Below are 16,536 nucleotides of genomic sequence, written 5' to 3'. Positions count from 1 at the left end.
GAGATCGCGCCCGAGGGACAGAGAAATGGCGTCCACCGACAATCCCACGCCCGCTTCGCGCGGCAGCTCGGGCCTGGCGAAGGCGCGCGCGGCCTTTGACGGCCTGCGCAGCCATGCCGGCTTCTGGCTGAAGGCGCTGTCGCAGCCGACCATCGACCTCACCTTGCGCACCCAGGCCGGCCAGCGCACCCGGATCGTCGAATCGCCGGGCCTGTCGCTGCCGAAGGACGAGCTCGACGCGCTGGTCGCGCAGCTCCGCATCGTCGCCGCGAAGACGCTGCCCGAGGAGAGCCTGACCTACGGCATCTTCTCCGGCGAGCCGGAGCGGCTGTCGCGCGCCGTCGTCACCTTGATCTCGGAGGAAGACACCGGGCGGCCGATCGCCTTCAACGCGCTGTCGGTGATGGACGTGCCGCTCGACGGCGAGCCGGCTGAGGTCACCCATCTCGGCCTCGTCATGGTCGATCCCGATGTGCGCGGGCAGGGGCTGTCCTGGGTGCTCTATGGCCTGACCGCGCTGGTGCTGTTCGCGCGCGACGGCCTGCGGCCGAAATGGATCTCCAACGTCACCCAGGTGCCGGCCGTTGTCGGCATGGTCAGCGACACCTTCTCGGACGTGTTCCCGTCGCCATTGCCGGGCGCGCGGCAGAGTTTTGCGCATCTGCAGCTCGCGCGTGGCATCATGGCGCGGCATCGCGCGGTGTTCGGCGTCGGCGAGGAAGCCGGCTTCGACGAGGCGCGCTCGGTCATCACCAACGCCTATACCGGCGGCTCGGACGCATTGAAGAAGACCTTCGAGATCGCGCCGAAGCACCGCAACGCGGTCTACAACGAATTCTGCGAGCGCGAGCTGGATTACGGCCGCGGCGACGACGTGCTGCAGCTCGGCCGGGTCGATCTGGCCGGCGCGCGCCGCTACGTCATGAGCGAGGTGCCCTCGGGCTCGCTGCCGGCATTGCTCGCGGCATCCGCGATGCTGGCGCTGCAGCGGCTGGTGCTGCCGGTGGTCTACTGGCTGGACGACAGCCGCGCCTTCGGCACCTTGCGGCCGCGCCGGCAGGAGAACGGGGCCGCGCGATGAATTTCGATTATTACTCCTTCACCGGCCGCAACATCGGCTTCATCGACGAGCACGAGCAGCAGCTGTTGCGCCAGGCGCGGGTGTTCGTCTGCGGCGTCGGCGGCATGGGCGGTGCGGCCTTCATGGCGCTGGCGCGCGCCGGTGTCGGCAAGTTCGTGATTGCCGATATCGATCGCTTCGAGGTCTCCAACCTCAACCGTCAGGTGTTCGCCTTTGCCGACGAGGTCGGCCGCGAGAAGGCGGCGGTCGCCGCCGAAGCCGCCAAACGTATCAATCCGACCATCGAGATCGAGGTGCTCGGCGAGAACTGGACCAGCGAGCTCGCCGGAATTGCCGCGCGCTGCCCTGTGATCGTCAACGGCATGGACGATATCGCCGCCGGCGTGCATTTGTACCGGACTGCCAAGCGCGCGGATTCAACCGTGATCGACGCCTATATGTCGCCGTTGCCGTCGGTGATCGTGGTCCGCCCGAACGATCCCAGGCCCGAGCAGCGCCTCGGCTTCCCCACGCTCGGCAAGGATTGGACTGCCATCACCGACGACGACCGCCGCGCCGCGATGCGTGCAGAGATCGAGCACGTGATGCTGCATTCCTCCTCGCGCAACTATGTCGACCTCACGATCGCCGGCGAAGTCGCGGCCGGTCGCCGCAGCCGGATGTCGTTTGCGCCGATGGTGATCTCGACCGGCATGCTGATGGCCTATGAGGCGGTCGCGCTGATCCTCGGCCGTACCTCCGGCACCGACTGCCGCGGCTGGTTCCTCAACCCGCATCGGCCGGCGATCGAGAAACCGCGCAACCCGCTGGTCGCGGCCCTGATACGTCCGCTGGTGCGGCGGGCCATCGACGAATTGACGGGCCGCAAATGACCTCCGGGGTGATCGCCGATTCCATCGTCAATCTCTGCGGCGCCATCGGCGTCGCGGTGGCGATGATGACGCTCTATCGGCGTGATCCGAAGAGCCCGCTGACCCGCCGCCTGCTGCTGGCGCTCGGTGTCATCGCGCTCTTGTTTCTCGACCGTGGCCTGGCGTGGTGGAGCGGAAGCTTTGTGCTCGATCGCCTCTCGGTGATCCCGGCCGCGCTGATCCCGCTCGGCGCGCTGATCGTCACCGAAGGCATCCTGCGGCGGCATGCGCCGCGCGCGGTCAAGATCGCGGCGCTCAGCGGCGCCATCCTGCTCGGCCTCGGCGGCACATTCGGGCTGCAACGTTTCGTGATGCCCTATGCGATCACGCTGGCGCTGTTCCAGCTGCTGGCCTTCGCCACCTGCGCGCTGCTGCTGGCGACGCGCGACCGCGCCGCGCTGATGGCCTCGGAGAACCGCAGCATCGGCCGCATGGCGGTCGGCGCGCTGGTGGTGATCCCGTTCATCCTCACCGACTTCCGCACGCTATTCCCGGACATTCCGGTCCGGCTCGGCGCGCTGGGTGCGCTGCTGACGGTGACCGTGATGCTGATCGCCGGTGGCGGCGCCGAGACGCGCCGGCACGGGCTTGCGATGATGGCGCTGCGGCTGATCTCCTCCGGCCTGCTGGGCCTTGCCGCCGCCTTCATGGCGCCCGATGTCGACGCCGCGCAAATGGTCCGGTTCGTCGCGGTTGCGATCGCGGGCGTGCTGACCATCGGGCTGATGACGGACGCGCTGCGGGCGCTGTTCGAATCGCAGGAGCCCGGCGTGCTCAATTCGGTTGCGGTGTCGCCGGCGCAGACCCGCGAGCAGCTGATCGCCGAACTGGCGCGGCATCCGATCTTTGAAAGCGCGCGGCGTTTTCGCGAGAGCGAGCTTGCGCTCTACGATCCGCCGCTGTTGCGAGATTTCCTGTCGACGCGCCGCGTGCTGCGTCGGTCCGATGCGCCGTGGGGGCTGCCGCTGACTGATCCGGCCGCCGAACGCATAGTCTCGTTGATGACTGCCAACAACGCCTCCCATGTCATCGTGCTCGCGCATGATCCACTCGACCTCATTGTGCTCGCCGTACCCGTGACCGCGGCCGATCCCGCCACCGAGACCGCGCTGGCGCTGGTGCGCCGGCTGTTGGCGTTGACCCCGGAGGCCAAATGAATCTCGAGATCCGGGAGGGCGACCGCAAATCGGCATTCGACGCCGCCCTCAATGCCTACGGGCCCGACAGCCTGTACGTGCCGCCGCTGTGGAGCGACTTCGACCGGATGTTCGATCCCGCGAAGAACCCGTTCATCACCGAAGGCCATGGCCGCTATGCGCTGTTTTCCGCGCATCGCGACGGAAAGCCGGTCGGCCGTATCGCCGCCTCGATTCACGATGCCTCCAACCGCAAGCACGGCACGCGTCACGGCGCGTTCGGCTTCTTCGACTGTATCGACGACGTTGAAGTCGCCGATGCGCTGCTGCGCGCCGCCGAGCAATGGCTGTCGGCGCGCGGCATGAGCCGCATCGCCGGCAATTTCAATCTCACGGCGATGCAGCAGATCGGCGTCATGACCGACGGCTTCGACCATGCGCCGTTCACCGACATGATGTGGTCGCCACCGCACATCGCGCAGCATCTCGAACGCGCCGGCTATACGCCGACATTCCCGATGACGACGTTCGAGATCGCGCTCGACGGCGGCAAGCCGGAGCAACTGCTCGGCGACAAGCAGCGCGCGGTGCTGGCCGACAAGGACTTCGTCTGGCAGCCGATCAAGCGCTCCGCCTTCAAGGTGCGGCTGGAGGATGCGCGGCTGATCCTGAACGACGGCTTTGCCGACAACCCGATGTTCGTGCCGCCGACCGCGGCCGAATATCTGTTCCAGGCCGGCGACATGATGTGGATCATCGACAAGCGGATTTCCACGGTGGTCTACCACCGCGGCCGCCCCGCCGGCGCGATCATCGCGATCCCCGACCTCAATCCGCTGATCAAGGCGATCGGCGGCCGGGTCGGGTTGACGGCGCCCTTCAAGTTCGTGAAGCACCGCATGCTGAACGCGCGCGCCGTGCTGATCTATCAGTCGGTCTGTCGCGACCTGCACAATCGCGGCCTCAACGGCGCGATGCTCTACCGCACTGCGCTGGCGTTGCAGGAGGCCGGCTATCGCACGCTCGGCGGCACCTGGATCGCAGATATCAACGGCCCGTCGCTGCGCCAGGTCGAGAAGGCCGGCGCCACGCCGCTGCACCGGCTGCACCTGTTCACCAAGCGGCTGGCCGCGGCATGAGCGCGCTGACGCCGGATCTGCTGCGCGAGCTGGTCGCGGAGGCGCGGCTGGCGCCGAGCGTCCACAATATCCAGCCGACGCGCTGGAGGCTGCTCGGCGATGGGCGGCTGGCGCTGGTCGACGACGTCAGCGTGCGCGCGCCGGTCGCCGACCCCGCGGGGCACGATGTTCTGGTGTCGCACGGCGCGGCGCTGGAGGGCATGAGCCTCGCGCTCAACCGCCGCGGCCTGGCGATCACGGCGATGACGACGATCGAGCAGCAACTGTCGGCGCAGTTTGCCGCGCTCTGCAGCTTTGCGATCAGGCAAGGTGTCGCGCCCGACCCGTTGGCCGGCCATGTGGCGAGCCGCATGTCATGGCGCGGCAAGTTTGCGGCGTCGCCGGATGACGGCACATCACTGGTGCAGCTTGCCATCGCACGTGACGATTTGATCTGCATCAGTCATCGCCGGACGATTGCCGATATCGCCGGGTGGGCCGACCAGGCCGAGTTCTCCTTTGTCCGCGGCGACGACTACCGGGCCGAACTGCTCGCATGGATGCGGCTGTCGCCCGGTCATCCGCACTATCTGCTTGACGGTCTCAACCGCGACGCACTGGCCATGAATGCAATTGAGGCCACCGCCGCCGGTTTCGTGCTCGGCGGGCTGTTCAAGCCGCTGGATCGTCTCGGCCTCGCGGCATTGCTGCTCGCCGACAGCGCCAAGACCGCCTCGGCATCGGCGATCATCCTGTTTTGCCGTCCGGTCGGTGAGGATCCACTCACGACCGGACGGCATTTCTACCGCAGCTGGCTGGAGATCGATCGTGCCGGTTTCGCGGCCTGTCCGATCTCGGCGCTGGAAGACCATCCTGAGTTCAACGATCGGCTGCGAAAGCTCGGCAAGGTCGACGCCGACCTGCGCCTGGTCAACGTGTTCCGTGTCGGCCGGCCATCAAAACCGTTGAAACCTCGCCATTTCCGGCTGCCGGTCGATCAGCTCATCATCTAGATTTCTGTCTTGACGCGTTTTCTTCAAGCGAACCGGTATCCACTTCGCTCGAAAACGCTCTAGGATGCGCTCACAAAAAGAGCGCGATACAAGCTGTCAAAGCTTCACGGGGTCGTGCTATGACGCCGCCCGCTAACCAATGACCGGTGGGGATGATGTCGAAGCAATCGTTGCGCGAAGAGGCCGAGCGCCTGATCCGCGAGACCATGGAAAAGCGGAACCTGGTCATCAAGCAGGGCACCACCCGGATCGAGGCGGTCTGCGGCAAGTGCGGCGCGCCGAACCGGGTGCAGGCGGAGAAGGGCCAGTCCCGCGTCAAGTTCACCTGCAAGAACTGCGACCACAAGCAGGAAACGCTGTAAGACGAGCCCCTACTGTTGTTCCGTCATCCTGAGGAGCCGCGAAGCGGCGCCTCGAAGGATCGACGGCCACCGGCCGGGCCGTGCATCCTTCGAGACGCGCGCAAGAGCGCGCTCCTCAGGATGACGGTGATCGCTTTGTACGGTGAGTTGGCGAAGCGTACCCCACCATTTGGGCCAACCATCTGCCTGTCGATCAACCAAATCGAGTGCGCTGGTCATGACGCTGCCCGGGCTGATCAGCAAGGCGTTGCAGACCCGTTTCGGCGATCGGAGCCTGCGCTATGCCTCACCGCTGGATTCATGGGTGATCGAGCAGTCGACCGATCCGGCCTGTCCGCCATTTATTCCGCTGTCATGCCCCGCTTCATGCGGGGCATCCAGTACGCCGCGGCCCCTCGGTTCAAGCACTGAAGTCTCTGGAATGCTGGATCGCCCGGTTGAGCCTGGCGATGACAGCACGAATGGGGAAAGGTGAGTTAGCCTTACCCTGCGAATTCACTTCCCCTTCACGAACGCCGCGAACGCATCGCCGAAATCCGGATGCCAGCGTGACAGCGGCGGGCGGTTCTCGACGATGTCGCCGGCGGCCCACAGGATGCGGCGTTCGTCGAGCGCGCGCGGCACGTCGTTGTCGGGGCAGAGGATATAGAAGTCTCCGGCATTGAGGCGTTGGATCATGAAGTCGACGGTCTGCTCGGATGTCCAGGCGCCGGCCGGCTTCTCGGTGCGGCCGCGCGCGGTGAGCCCGGTGAAGACGAAGCCCGGGATCAACAGATGGGCCGCGATCTTGCAGCCGTCGGTGTTGCGCAATTCATGTTGGAGCGCTTCGGTGAACGCCTTCACGCCGGCCTTGGAGACGTTGTAGGCGGGATCGCCCGGCGGCGTGGTAATGCCCTGCTCGGAGCCGGTATTGATGATCAGCCCCGGCCGGCCGCGCTTGATCATGTTGGGGGCAAAGGCCTGCGTGCCGTTGATCACGCCCCAGAGATTGACGCCGAGGATGCGCTGCCAATTGTCCGCGGGACCGAACATCGCGCTGCCGGGCTGGATGCCGGCATTGTTCATCAGGATGTCGGTGCCGCCGAACCTCGAAGCGACGGCGGCCTCGAGATTTGCGACCTCGTCGGCCCGACTGACGTCGACCGCAGCCGTCATGATGTCATCCGCGCCGCCGGGTGCGGCAGATGACAGTTTTGCCGCAGCCGCTCGCAGCCTGTCATCGCCGAGATCGGCGATGCAGACCTTCATGCCGGCTTCGGCAAACCGCGTCGCGGCGGCAAGCCCGATGCCGGATGCGCCTCCGGTGATCACGGCAACATGATTGGCTGATATCACGGGGTGGGGCATCGTCGCTCTCCGGACAGATCTGTGGCTGAGGTCAGCATAGCGTTTTCAAGCGAAGTGGTTCCCGGTTCGCGTGAAGAAAACGCGTCAAACAAGAGAACCCCTATTTATCATACTGCACGCACAACGCAGGCGCATGGGAGGTTTTCATGCGCGTCATCCTCGACAACGCTCGGCTTTACGGTTTCGCGCCTGCGCTGTAGAATTGCCGATATAACGCTTCCAAAACACCTCAGCCGACAATTTGACAGGGAGTGCAAACATGGCTGTTTCGCAGGCTATTCCGATCACGCGCCATCCTTATGCCGACGGCTCCTACAAGAAGATGCTGATCGACGGCAAATGGCTCGATGCCGCCTCCGGCAAGACATTCGAAACCCACAACCCCGCAACCGGTGAATTGCTCGCGACCGTCGCCGAAGGCGATGCCGAGGATATCAACCGCGCGGTTGCGGCTGCGCGTCGCGCCTTCGAAGGGCCATGGAGCAAGGTGAAGCCGTTCGAGCGACAGAACATGCTGCTCAAGCTCGCCGAGCTCGTTGAAGCCAATTTCGAAGAGCTGTCCCAGCTCGACACGCTCGACATGGGCGCGCCGATCAGCCGTACCCGCGGCAACCGGCTGCGCGCGCTCGGCATGCTGCGCTACTATGCGGGCCAGGCCACCGCGATCCACGGTGAGACCATCGAGAACTCGCTGCCCGGCGAGATCTTCTCCTACACGCTGAAGGAGCCGATCGGCGTGGTCGGCGCCATCATCCCCTGGAACGGGCCGCTGACCGCCTCGATCTGGAAGATCGGCCCGGCGATCGCGACCGGCTGTACCGTGGTGCTGAAGCCGGCCGAGGAATCGCCGCTGACCTCGCTGCGCATCGGCGAGCTCTGCATGGAGGCCGGCATCCCGCCCGGCGTCGTCAACGTCGTGCCGGGCTATGGTGAGACCGCGGGTGCTGCGCTCGCCAATCATCCCGATGTCGACAAGGTCGCCTTCACCGGCTCGCACGTCACGGGCCAGTCGATCATCCGTGCCTCGGCCGGCAACCTCAAGCGCGTGTCGCTCGAGCTCGGCGGCAAGTCGCCGGACATCGTGTTCGCCGACGCCGATCTCGATGCGGCGGTGCCGGGCGCGGCGATGGCGGTGTTCGCCAATTCCGGCCAGATCTGCAGCGCCGGCACCCGGCTGTTCGTCGAGCAGAAGGTCTATGACGAATTCGTCGGCCGCGTCGCCGAGTTCGGCAAGAAGCTGCAGGTCGGCAACGGCCTCGACCCCAACACCCAGATCGGCCCGCTGGTGTCGAAGGATCAGCTCGACCGCGTTTCCGGTTATCTCGACCTCGGCCAGAAGGAAGGCGCCAAGGCGCTGGCCGGCGGCGGCCGTCTCACCGAGGGGGCGCTGTCGAAGGGCTATTTCGTGCAGCCGACCGTGTTTGCCAATGTGCAGGACAACATGCGCATCGCGCAGGAGGAGATCTTCGGCCCGGTGATCTCGGCGATCTCGTTCAAGGACCCGGACGAACTGATCAAGCGCGCCAACGCCACCACCTTCGGCCTCGGCTCCGGTGTCTGGACCACCAATGTCAGCAAGGCGCACCAGGTCGCGAAGGCGCTGCGCGCCGGCTCGGTCTGGGTCAATTGCTATCAGGCGATGGATCCCGCGGTGCCGTTCGGCGGCTACAAGATGAGCGGCTACGGCCGCGAATCCGGCAAGCAGCACGTCGAGGAGTATCTCAACGTCAAGGCAGTGTGGATCAAGACGGGTTAGGCGGTGCTTCCTGCCTCTCGCCGCCTGCGGCGGGCAATCGCATAATGGCATTGTAGTCATCCTTCGGGACGCCCGCCGTTGGCGGGCTCCTCAAGATGACGGGGTGATTGCTCAGCTTCCTCAGTGTCATCACCCGCGCATGCGGGTGATCCAGTATTCCAGAGACCGCAGTGCTTGAGCCGAAGGGCCGCGGCGTACTGGATCGCCCGGTCGAGCCGGGCGATGACGGTGGTGAAAGAGGAGATAGCCTCGCCCATTTCGGAATATTAGAAATATACCCCTGAGTTGCCCGACACGTCAAGATGCCTTGTCGCACGGCGGTCGCCGCCGGCTACTGTGCATGGGGTTGTTTTCGATATTTTCGTAAGCGCCCCGTGACGGCCGCTCGTCCGCTCACCGCCCGACGGCCTTCTTCGGCTTGCCGATGTCGCTGCGCAGCGCCTCGAGATCCTTGCGCACGGCGGTCGCCGCATCGCGCTCGATCTTGCGGTAGCGTGCCACCAGAGACAGCCCGAACGGGGTCAGCACCGCGCCGCCGCCATTCTTGCCGCCGGTCTGGCGTTCCACCGCCGCCTGGCGGCAGATGCGGTTAATCTCGTCGACCAGGTCCCAGGCGCGCTTGTAGCTCATGTCCATGGCGCGGCCGGCGGCCGAGATCGAGCCGCATTCCTTGATCTGCTCGAGCAGCAGGATCTTGCCCGGCCCGATCCGGTCCTCGGCATCGAGGTCGATGCGGACGCTCAGGGAGGGGAGCGATGAGGCGCTCGATTTCGACATGGGAGACCTGTTCTCGTGGCAACAGATTGCCACTACCCGCTTTTATGAACAAGATGAACCCGTTAGATACCGGGCATGATCCGGAAAAGTGGAAACCGGTTTTCCGATCGGATCATGCCCAAGATATAACCGAAATCGCAAAAGAATATTGGGGTAGGCATGAATCCTCCGTCGCTGTTCTCTCCGCTCAAGGTCGGCCCGTACCAGCTCAAGCATCGCGTCGTGATGGCGCCGCTGACGCGGATGCGGGCGGCGCGGCCGAGCCTCGCGCCGCGGCCGCTGAACGCGGAATATTACGCGCAGCGCGCGACGCCCGGTGGCCTGCTGATCGCGGAAGCCTCGCCGGTGGTCGCCACCGGCTTCGGTAATCCCGGCGTCCCCGGCATCTACAGCGAGGCCCAGATCGCGGGCTGGCGCGAGGTGGTGGATGCCGTGCATGCCAAGGGCGGCTTGATCTTCCTGCAGCTCTGGCACGTCGGCCGCGTCTCGCATTCCTCGTTCCAGCCCGGCGGTGCGCTGCCGGTGGCGCCGTCGGCAGTCGCGATCCCCTCCGAGTTCAAGTGCATGACCGCGGACGGCAACGTGGTCGAGTACGAGACACCGCGTGCGCTCGAGACCAGTGAGGTCGCGCTGATGGTCGAGGCCTATCGTGAGGGGGCGAAGAACGCGCTCGCGGCCGGCTTCGACGGTGTCGAGATTCACGGCGCCAATGGCTATCTGATCGAGCAGTTCCTGCAATCGCGCAGCAATCTGCGGACCGACCAGTATGGCGGCTCGATCGAGAACCGCGTCCGCTTCCTGCTGGAGGTGACGCAGGCGGTGACCGAAGTCTGGGGCGCCGATCGCGTCGGCGTGCGGCTCTCGCCCTACGGCATCGCCAATGGCAGCGGCGAGGCCGATCCGATGCCGCTCTACAGCCACGCCATCAAGGCGCTCGACAAATTCGGGCTCGCCTATCTGCATTTCATCGAGCCGCGTGCCTCGGGCACCGGCCGCGCCGAGGTCGACTGGCAGAACGTGCCGTCGGCGATGGTGCTGTACCGCCCGATGTGGAGCGGGGTGCTGATCACGGCCGGCAATTTCGTCGGTGACAGCGCGCAGAGCGCAGTCGCCGAAGGCCATGCCGATGCGATCGCGTTCGGCCGCTATTTCATCTCCAACCCGGACCTGCCCCGCCGCTTGCAGCGCGGCTATCCGCTGACCAAGTACAATCGCGCCACCTTCTATGCGGGCGAGGAGAAGGGCTACACGGATTATCCCGTGCACGACGAGCTGGCGCAGGCGTAGGCGGCGACGCCGGCGCGACCCGCGTCGTTGCGAGGAGCGAAGCGACGAAGCAATCCATCGCTCCGCAGGCGCTGCTGGATGGATTGCTTCGTGGAGCCTGTCATCCGGCGGCGCTTGCGCCGACCGGGTGGCTCGCAATGACGGTGGTTATATGTTCCGGGATGACGACGAACTCTCGCCGACGAAAAAGCCAAAACCCGTGGCACTCGCAAAACCCGCTTCCGGCCAATGCCTGTGCGGCAAGGTGCGGTTCGAGATTGACGTGCCGGCGCGCTGGGCCTGGCATGATCACACGCAAGCCAGTCGCCGCGCGCATGGCGCCGTCTATGCGACCTATGTCGGGAGCTGGAAGAAGCGCTTCCGCATCACGCAGGGTGAGAGCGAGCTGTCGCGCTACGAGGACCCGAAAAGCAAGACCGCGCGCAGCTTCTGCGCCAATTGCGGCACGCCGATTTGCTACGAACGCGCGCGGTCGCCGCACATGGTCAACATCCCGCGCGCGCTGTTCTCGGGGCGCACCGGCCGGCAGCCGCTCTATCACATCGCGATCGAGGAACTGCAGGAATGGGCCTACACCGGCGAGCCGCTGGTGCCGCTGAAAGGCTATCCCGGCGTGGTCTGGCAGCGCTCCAAAAAGAAGAAGCGCAGCGAGCGCGAAGGGATGTTCTAGCGCGCGTCTTGCATCAGGCGCGCGCCTGCGGAATGCGGCCATGACCGGCCGCTCGATTGCTCCCGGAGCGCAAGTTTGGTCATCTCCCTTAATCCCGTCGGCCAACGCGCTGACAGGCCTGGAGGGAACATGAAGAATCGCATTACCGGCCGCTCGGCATTTCTGGCGCTGCTGAAGGATGAGGGCGTCACCCATCTGTTCGGCAATCCCGGCACCACCGAACTGCCGATCATGCACGCGCTGAAGGACCATCCCGATCTCACCTATGTGATGGCGATGCAGGAGAGCCTGGTGGTCGCGATGGCCGATGGCTTCAGCCGCGCCTCGGGCAAGCTCGTCGCCTGCAACGTCCATGTCGCGCCCGGTCTCGGCAATGCGATGGGTTCGCTCTACAACGCCAGCTTCACCGGCACGCCGCTGATCCTGACCGCCGGGCAGCAGGAGCAGGGCCACGGCCTGACCGAGCCGGTGCTCTATGGCCCGCTGGTGCAGATGGCCACTCCCTTGGTGAAATGGGCGGTCGAGGTGACGCGGCTCGAAGACCTGCCGCGCATCGTCCGTCGCGCTGCGAAGATCGCCACCACGCCGCCGACCGGGCCGGTGTTCATCTCGCTGCCGGGCGACATCCTCAATTCGGAGGCCGGCATTGAGCTCGGCCGCTCCACCCGGGTCGACACAAGCGTCCGGCCGTCGGAGGAGTCGCTGAAGGCGCTGGCTGCGCGGATCCTGAAAGCGGAGCGTCCGGTGATCGTCGTCGGCGATGAGATCGTGAAGAGCGATGCGCTGCGCGAGGCGGCCGATCTTGCCGAGACGCTGGGCTGTCCGGCCTGGCAATCGCCGACGCCCTATGGCTCGCACTTCCTGTCCGAAAGCCCGAGCTTCATGGGCGCGATCGCGCGGCTGCAGAAGGTCGCCCGCGATGTGCTGGCGCCGCATGATCTGTTGATCGCGCTCGGCGGCGATCCGCTGCGGATGTCCGTCTACAGCGAGGTCGATCCGCTGCCGGACGGGCTCTCGATCGTGCAGGTCGGCCTGGTCGACAATGATCTCGCCAAGAACTACGGCGCGGAGATCGCGGTCAAGGCCGACGTCAAGGAGACGCTGCGCGCGCTGGTCCCGGCATTGAAGGAGCTCGGCGGTAGCGCGCTGGAGGCGCGTGCCAAACAGGGCCTCGCGGCGCTGTCGACGAAAAACTGGACGGCGAAGCGCAAGGCGTTGGTCGAGCAGATCTCGAAGGCCAGTCACACCTCGCCGATCGATCCCGATTGGCTTGCACTGCAGGTCGTCGAAGCGATGCCTGACAACGCGATCCTGGTCGACGAAGGCCTGACCTCGTCGCGCCAGATTCTCGCATTGCGCGCGCATCGCGATCGCTACGGCTATCACGCACTCGCCTCGGGCGGCATCGGCTGGGGCCTGCCGGCCGCGGTCGGCGTCAGCCTCGCCAATCCGCAGCGCCCGGTGGTGTGCTATTCCGGCGACGGCTCGTCGATGTATTCGATCCAGTCGCTGTGGACCGCGGCCAACCACAAGCTGCCGCTGACCTTCGTCATCGTCAACAATGGCGGCTATCGCATCATCAAGCAGCGCCTGCTCGCGTTCCATGGCGACGATCATTATGTCGGCATGGATTTCATCGATCCGCCGGTCGATTTCACCGGCGTCGCGCGTTCGCTCGGGCTGGAGGCGATCAAGGTCGCCGATCCGCAGGAGCTGAAAGGTGTGATGAAGTCGGCATTCGCAAGGCCAGGTGCGAAGCTGATCGAGGTGATGGTGAGCAACGCGGTGAATTGAAGAAGCTGCGCGCTGGCTCTGTCACCGTCATCCTGAGGTGCGAGCAGAGCGAGCCTCGAAGGATGCACGGCCCGGCCGGTGGCCGTCGATCCTTCGAGACGCGCTACGCGCTCCTCAGGATGACGGGACTATCCGCGTCATTGCGAGGAGCGAAGCGACGAAGCAATCCATGGTCACATGCTGAACGATGGATTGCTTCGCTTCGCTCGCAATGACGGCGTGCATCACTCCGCAGCCGCGCTGCGCTTCACCCGATAGCGGCTCGCCGGGTGCGTGTCGTTGAGCTTTCTGCGCCCCTCGCCGAACAGCTTCTCCCGCAGCGTGCCTTTCGCATACTCTTTCTTGTAGCGGCCGCGCTTGACGAGCTCCGGCACCAGCATGTCGGCAATATCCTCGAAATCGCCGGGCGAGATCGCAAAGGCGACGTTGAGGCCGTCGACACCGGTGTCCTCGAACCATTGCTCGATCTTGTCGGCGACCTGCTCGGGGGAGCCGACCACCACCGGGCCGGCGCCGCCGATGCCGACATGCTCGGCAACCTCGCGCACGGTCCAGACCCGGTCGGGATCGGCGCGGGTGACGTTGTCCATCGCGGAACGGCCGGCGTCGTTCTGCACGTGCCGCACTTCCTGATCGAGCGAGTAGGTCGAGAAGTCGACGCCGGTCCAGCCCGACATCAGCGCCAGCGCGCCCTCATGGCTGATATGGCCGCGATACTCGGCGTACTTCGCCCTGGCTTCGGCCTCGGTCGGCGCCACCACGATGCACATCATCGAGAACATCAGGATCTCGGCTCCGTTGCGGCCCTTCTCGGCGGCGAGTTCGCGGATCGCCGACACCCGCGGGCCGATCACTTTTGCTGACGGGCCCGACATGAACACGCATTCGGCGTGCTCGGCGGCGAACTGCCGGCCGCGCGGCGAGGTGCCGGCCTGGTAGAGCACCGGCGTGCGCTGCGGCGACGGCTCCGACAAATGGATCGCGTTGAGCCGGTAGTTGCTTCCTTCGTGCTGCACGCGATGCACCTTCTTTGGATCGGTGAAGATGCCGCGCGCGACGTCGCGGATCGCGGCGTCGTCCTCCCAGCTGCCTTCCCAGAGCTTATAGACCAGCTCCATATATTCGTCGGCGAGCTCGTAGCGGTCGTCATGCGCGGTCTGCTTGTCCTTGCCGGCGCCGCGCGCAGCGCTGTCGAGATAGCCGGTCACCACGTTCCAGCCGACCCGGCCGTTGGTCAGATGGTCGAGCGTCGACATCCGCCGCGCGAACGGGTAGGGCGGCTCGAAGGAGAGATTGCTGGTGACGCCGAAGCCGAGATGTTCCGTCACCGCGGCCATCGCCGGGATCAGCATCAGCGGCTCGTTGGCCGGGGTCTGCGCCGCGTTGCGCAGCGCCGCATCCGGATTGCCGGCATAGACGTCATAGACGCCGAGCACGTCGGCGAGGAACAGGCCGTCGAACCGGCCGCGCTCCAGCGTTTTCGCCAGATCGGTCCAGTAGGACAGTTTGTTGTAGTCCTTGGTGCGGTCGCGCGGATGGGTCCACAGCCCCGGCGACTGATGCGCCACGCAGTTCATCGCAAAGGCGTTGAGCCGGATTTGTTTTGTCATTGTCGAAACCTTAGTCGAAACCTTGCGCGCCATGCCGCCCGGTCGGATGCCGGGCGTGCCGCAGCAACTTGTTGCGACTTCCCACGTTTTGGCAAGGCCCCCTTCGCGATTCACACCCTTCTGGTGGCGCGTCGATCCCGATAGGTTGCCGCCCTCCAGAAGCATGATCGGGGCGCAAGGCGTCGCGTTCCGGTGAGATCATGCCAAGACGCGACCGGACGAAGGAACAATCATGGCGACACGGGCCGACGCAATCGCAAACGTGCGAGAGCATTTTCAATCGGGACAGTTCCTGAAGGAGCTTGACCGCAGGGTCGGCTACCAGACCGAGAGCCTGAATGCCGACAAGGCCGATGCGCTGCGCGCCTATCTGGTCGAGAATCTGCAGCCGGCCTTTGCCGAGCTCGATTTCAAGACCCGCCTGATCGAATCGCCGACCGGCCGTGGCCCGTATCTGATCGCCGACTACCAGGAGGATACCGCGCGCCCGACCGTGCTGACCTATGGCCACGGCGACGTCGTCGACGGCATGGTCGGTGAATGGCGCGACGGGCTCAATCCCTGGCAGACCACGGTCAAGGGCGATCGCGTCTATGGCCGGGGCACCGCCGACAACAAGGGCCAGCATTCGATCAACATGGCCGCGCTGCGGGCGGTGAAGCAGGCGCGCGGCGGCAAGCTCGGCTTCAACGCCAAGTTCATCATCGAAACGGGCGAGGAGATCGGCTCGCCCGATCTGCGCGAGGTCTGCGAGGCGCATCGCGACGAGCTGAAGGCCGACCTGTTCATTGCCTCCGACGGGCCGCGGCTGTCGGCGGAGCGGCCGACGATCTTCCTCGGCTGCCGCGGCGGCAACCGCATCCATCTCGACGTCAATCTGCGCGAGGGCGGCAACCATTCCGGCAATTGGGGCGGCGTGCTCGCCAATCCCGCGACGATCCTGGCGAGCGCGATCGCGAGCCTCGTCGACGGCAAAGGCCGCATGAAACTCGATATCCTCAAACCTCCGCCGATCTCGAACCGCGTCCGCGCCGCGCTCGCCGACGTCGAGATCAAGCCGACGCCGGACGAGCCTCAGCTTGCGGAAGATTGGGGCGAGGAGGGCCTGACCGCGGCCGAGCGGCTCTATGCCTGGAACACGCTCGAAGTGCTGGCGATGTCGTCGGGCAATATCGACAAGCCCGCCAACGCGATTCCCGGCAAGGCGAACGCGGTGCTGCAGCTTCGCTTCGTGGTCGGCACCAGGCATCTCGAGGTGATCGACGCGGTGCGCGACTATCTGCACAAGAACGGATTTCCGATGGTCGAAGTCTCCGGAACGCAGCGCTTTGCCGCTTCGCGCACCGACATGGACAGCCCGTGGATCGACTGGGCGGCGAACTCGATCCGCGCCACCACCGGCAAGGCGCCGGCGGTGCTGCCGAACTTCGGCGGCTCGCTGCCGAACGACGTGTTCTCCGAAGGCCTCGGCCTGCCGACGATCTGGGTGCCGCATTCCTATCCGGGCTGCTCGCAGCACGCCCCCGACGAGCACATCCTGCTGCCGGTGACCGAGGAGGCGCTGACCATCATGGCCGGCCTGTTCTGGGATCTCGGCGAGGCAAAGCACAAGGGGTGAAGTTCGAGCGGGCGTTTTCCCGTCATCCCCGCGCAAAGGCGTAGCCTTTGCGCGGG

Annotated in this window: 15 protein-coding genes; 12 read left to right on the top strand and 3 right to left on the bottom strand. The window is 65.7% G+C overall.

Features of this window, described 5'->3' with window-relative positions:
* The first annotated feature begins 25 nt into the window (after window positions 1-25).
* The 7 genes from H8A92_RS25130 to H8A92_RS25100 all read left to right on the top strand — a co-directional run bounded on the left by H8A92_RS25130 (window position 26) and on the right by H8A92_RS25100 (window position 6,096).
* Window positions 26-1,081: a hypothetical protein gene (locus H8A92_RS25130; protein ID WP_229198255.1), complete on the top strand. Its 1,056-nt coding sequence runs from the start codon at window positions 26-28 to the stop codon at window positions 1,079-1,081.
* Entirely contained in the window at window positions 1,078-1,953 is an 876-nt protein-coding gene (locus H8A92_RS25125; protein WP_229198254.1) for a HesA/MoeB/ThiF family protein, read from the top strand. Before H8A92_RS25130 ends, H8A92_RS25125 begins: the two co-directional genes overlap by 4 nt.
* Window positions 1,950-3,149 (top strand): hypothetical protein, encoded by a 1,200-nt coding sequence (locus H8A92_RS25120; protein ID WP_229198253.1) that lies wholly within the window; start codon window positions 1,950-1,952, stop codon window positions 3,147-3,149. The genes H8A92_RS25125 and H8A92_RS25120 overlap by 4 nt, the downstream gene beginning before the upstream one ends.
* Window positions 3,146-4,267: a GNAT family N-acetyltransferase gene (locus H8A92_RS25115; RefSeq protein WP_229198252.1), complete on the top strand. Its 1,122-nt coding sequence runs from the start codon at window positions 3,146-3,148 to the stop codon at window positions 4,265-4,267. Before H8A92_RS25120 ends, H8A92_RS25115 begins: the two co-directional genes overlap by 4 nt.
* Window positions 4,264-5,259 carry a hypothetical protein gene (locus tag H8A92_RS25110; RefSeq protein WP_229198251.1) on the top strand — a complete coding sequence of 332 codons (996 nt, stop codon included), beginning with the start codon at window positions 4,264-4,266 and terminating at the stop codon, window positions 5,257-5,259. The genes H8A92_RS25115 and H8A92_RS25110 overlap by 4 nt, the downstream gene beginning before the upstream one ends.
* Before the next feature lie 155 nt (window positions 5,260-5,414).
* On the top strand, window positions 5,415-5,621 hold the full coding sequence (locus H8A92_RS25105) for a hypothetical protein (protein ID WP_024581255.1): 207 nt from the start codon (window positions 5,415-5,417) through the stop codon (window positions 5,619-5,621).
* 217 nt (window positions 5,622-5,838) lie between these two features.
* A complete protein-coding gene (locus H8A92_RS25100; RefSeq protein WP_229198250.1) occupies window positions 5,839-6,096 on the top strand; it encodes a hypothetical protein in 258 nt (85 codons plus the stop codon).
* Window positions 6,097-6,116: 20 nt separating this feature from the next.
* Here H8A92_RS25100 and H8A92_RS25095 read toward each other — a convergent pair whose 3' ends face one another.
* A complete protein-coding gene (locus H8A92_RS25095; protein WP_229198249.1) occupies window positions 6,117-6,968 on the bottom strand; it encodes an SDR family NAD(P)-dependent oxidoreductase in 852 nt (283 codons plus the stop codon).
* 259 nt (window positions 6,969-7,227) lie between these two features.
* Here H8A92_RS25095 and H8A92_RS25090 point away from each other — a divergent pair, with 259 nt between their 5' ends.
* Window positions 7,228-8,724: an aldehyde dehydrogenase family protein gene (locus H8A92_RS25090; RefSeq protein WP_229198248.1), complete on the top strand. Its 1,497-nt coding sequence runs from the start codon at window positions 7,228-7,230 to the stop codon at window positions 8,722-8,724.
* 393 nt (window positions 8,725-9,117) lie between these two features.
* Here H8A92_RS25090 and H8A92_RS25085 read toward each other — a convergent pair whose 3' ends face one another.
* A complete protein-coding gene (locus H8A92_RS25085; protein ID WP_229198247.1) occupies window positions 9,118-9,501 on the bottom strand; it encodes a winged helix-turn-helix domain-containing protein in 384 nt (127 codons plus the stop codon).
* A gap of 159 nt (window positions 9,502-9,660) precedes the next feature.
* On the opposite strand from H8A92_RS25085, the gene H8A92_RS25080 reads away from it, so the two are divergent.
* The 3 genes from H8A92_RS25080 (at window position 9,661) to H8A92_RS25070 (ending at window position 13,252) form a co-directional block, all read left to right on the top strand.
* Window positions 9,661-10,788 carry an alkene reductase gene (locus H8A92_RS25080; RefSeq protein WP_229198246.1) on the top strand — a complete coding sequence of 376 codons (1,128 nt, stop codon included), beginning with the start codon at window positions 9,661-9,663 and terminating at the stop codon, window positions 10,786-10,788.
* 151 nt (window positions 10,789-10,939) lie between these two features.
* Window positions 10,940-11,458, top strand: coding sequence for a GFA family protein (locus H8A92_RS25075; RefSeq protein ID WP_229198245.1), 519 nt, complete (start codon window positions 10,940-10,942; stop codon window positions 11,456-11,458).
* A 129-nt stretch (window positions 11,459-11,587) separates the two neighbouring features.
* A complete protein-coding gene (locus H8A92_RS25070) occupies window positions 11,588-13,252 on the top strand; it encodes a thiamine pyrophosphate-binding protein (protein ID WP_229198244.1) in 1,665 nt (554 codons plus the stop codon).
* Between the two features lie 224 nt (window positions 13,253-13,476).
* Here H8A92_RS25070 and H8A92_RS25065 read toward each other — a convergent pair whose 3' ends face one another.
* A complete protein-coding gene (locus tag H8A92_RS25065; RefSeq protein ID WP_229198243.1) occupies window positions 13,477-14,862 on the bottom strand; it encodes an LLM class flavin-dependent oxidoreductase in 1,386 nt (461 codons plus the stop codon).
* A 232-nt stretch (window positions 14,863-15,094) separates the two neighbouring features.
* Here H8A92_RS25065 and H8A92_RS25060 point away from each other — a divergent pair, with 232 nt between their 5' ends.
* A complete protein-coding gene (locus H8A92_RS25060) occupies window positions 15,095-16,480 on the top strand; it encodes a M20 family metallopeptidase (protein ID WP_229198242.1) in 1,386 nt (461 codons plus the stop codon).
* Window positions 16,481-16,536 lie beyond the last annotated feature (56 nt).

Origin of the sequence: Bradyrhizobium acaciae (assembly GCF_020889785.1) — a bacterium.
Lineage (GTDB): Bacteria > Pseudomonadota > Alphaproteobacteria > Rhizobiales > Xanthobacteraceae > Bradyrhizobium > Bradyrhizobium acaciae.
Note: the sequence above shows the minus strand (reverse complement) of the source record. Positions and strands in the feature narration are given on the sequence as shown.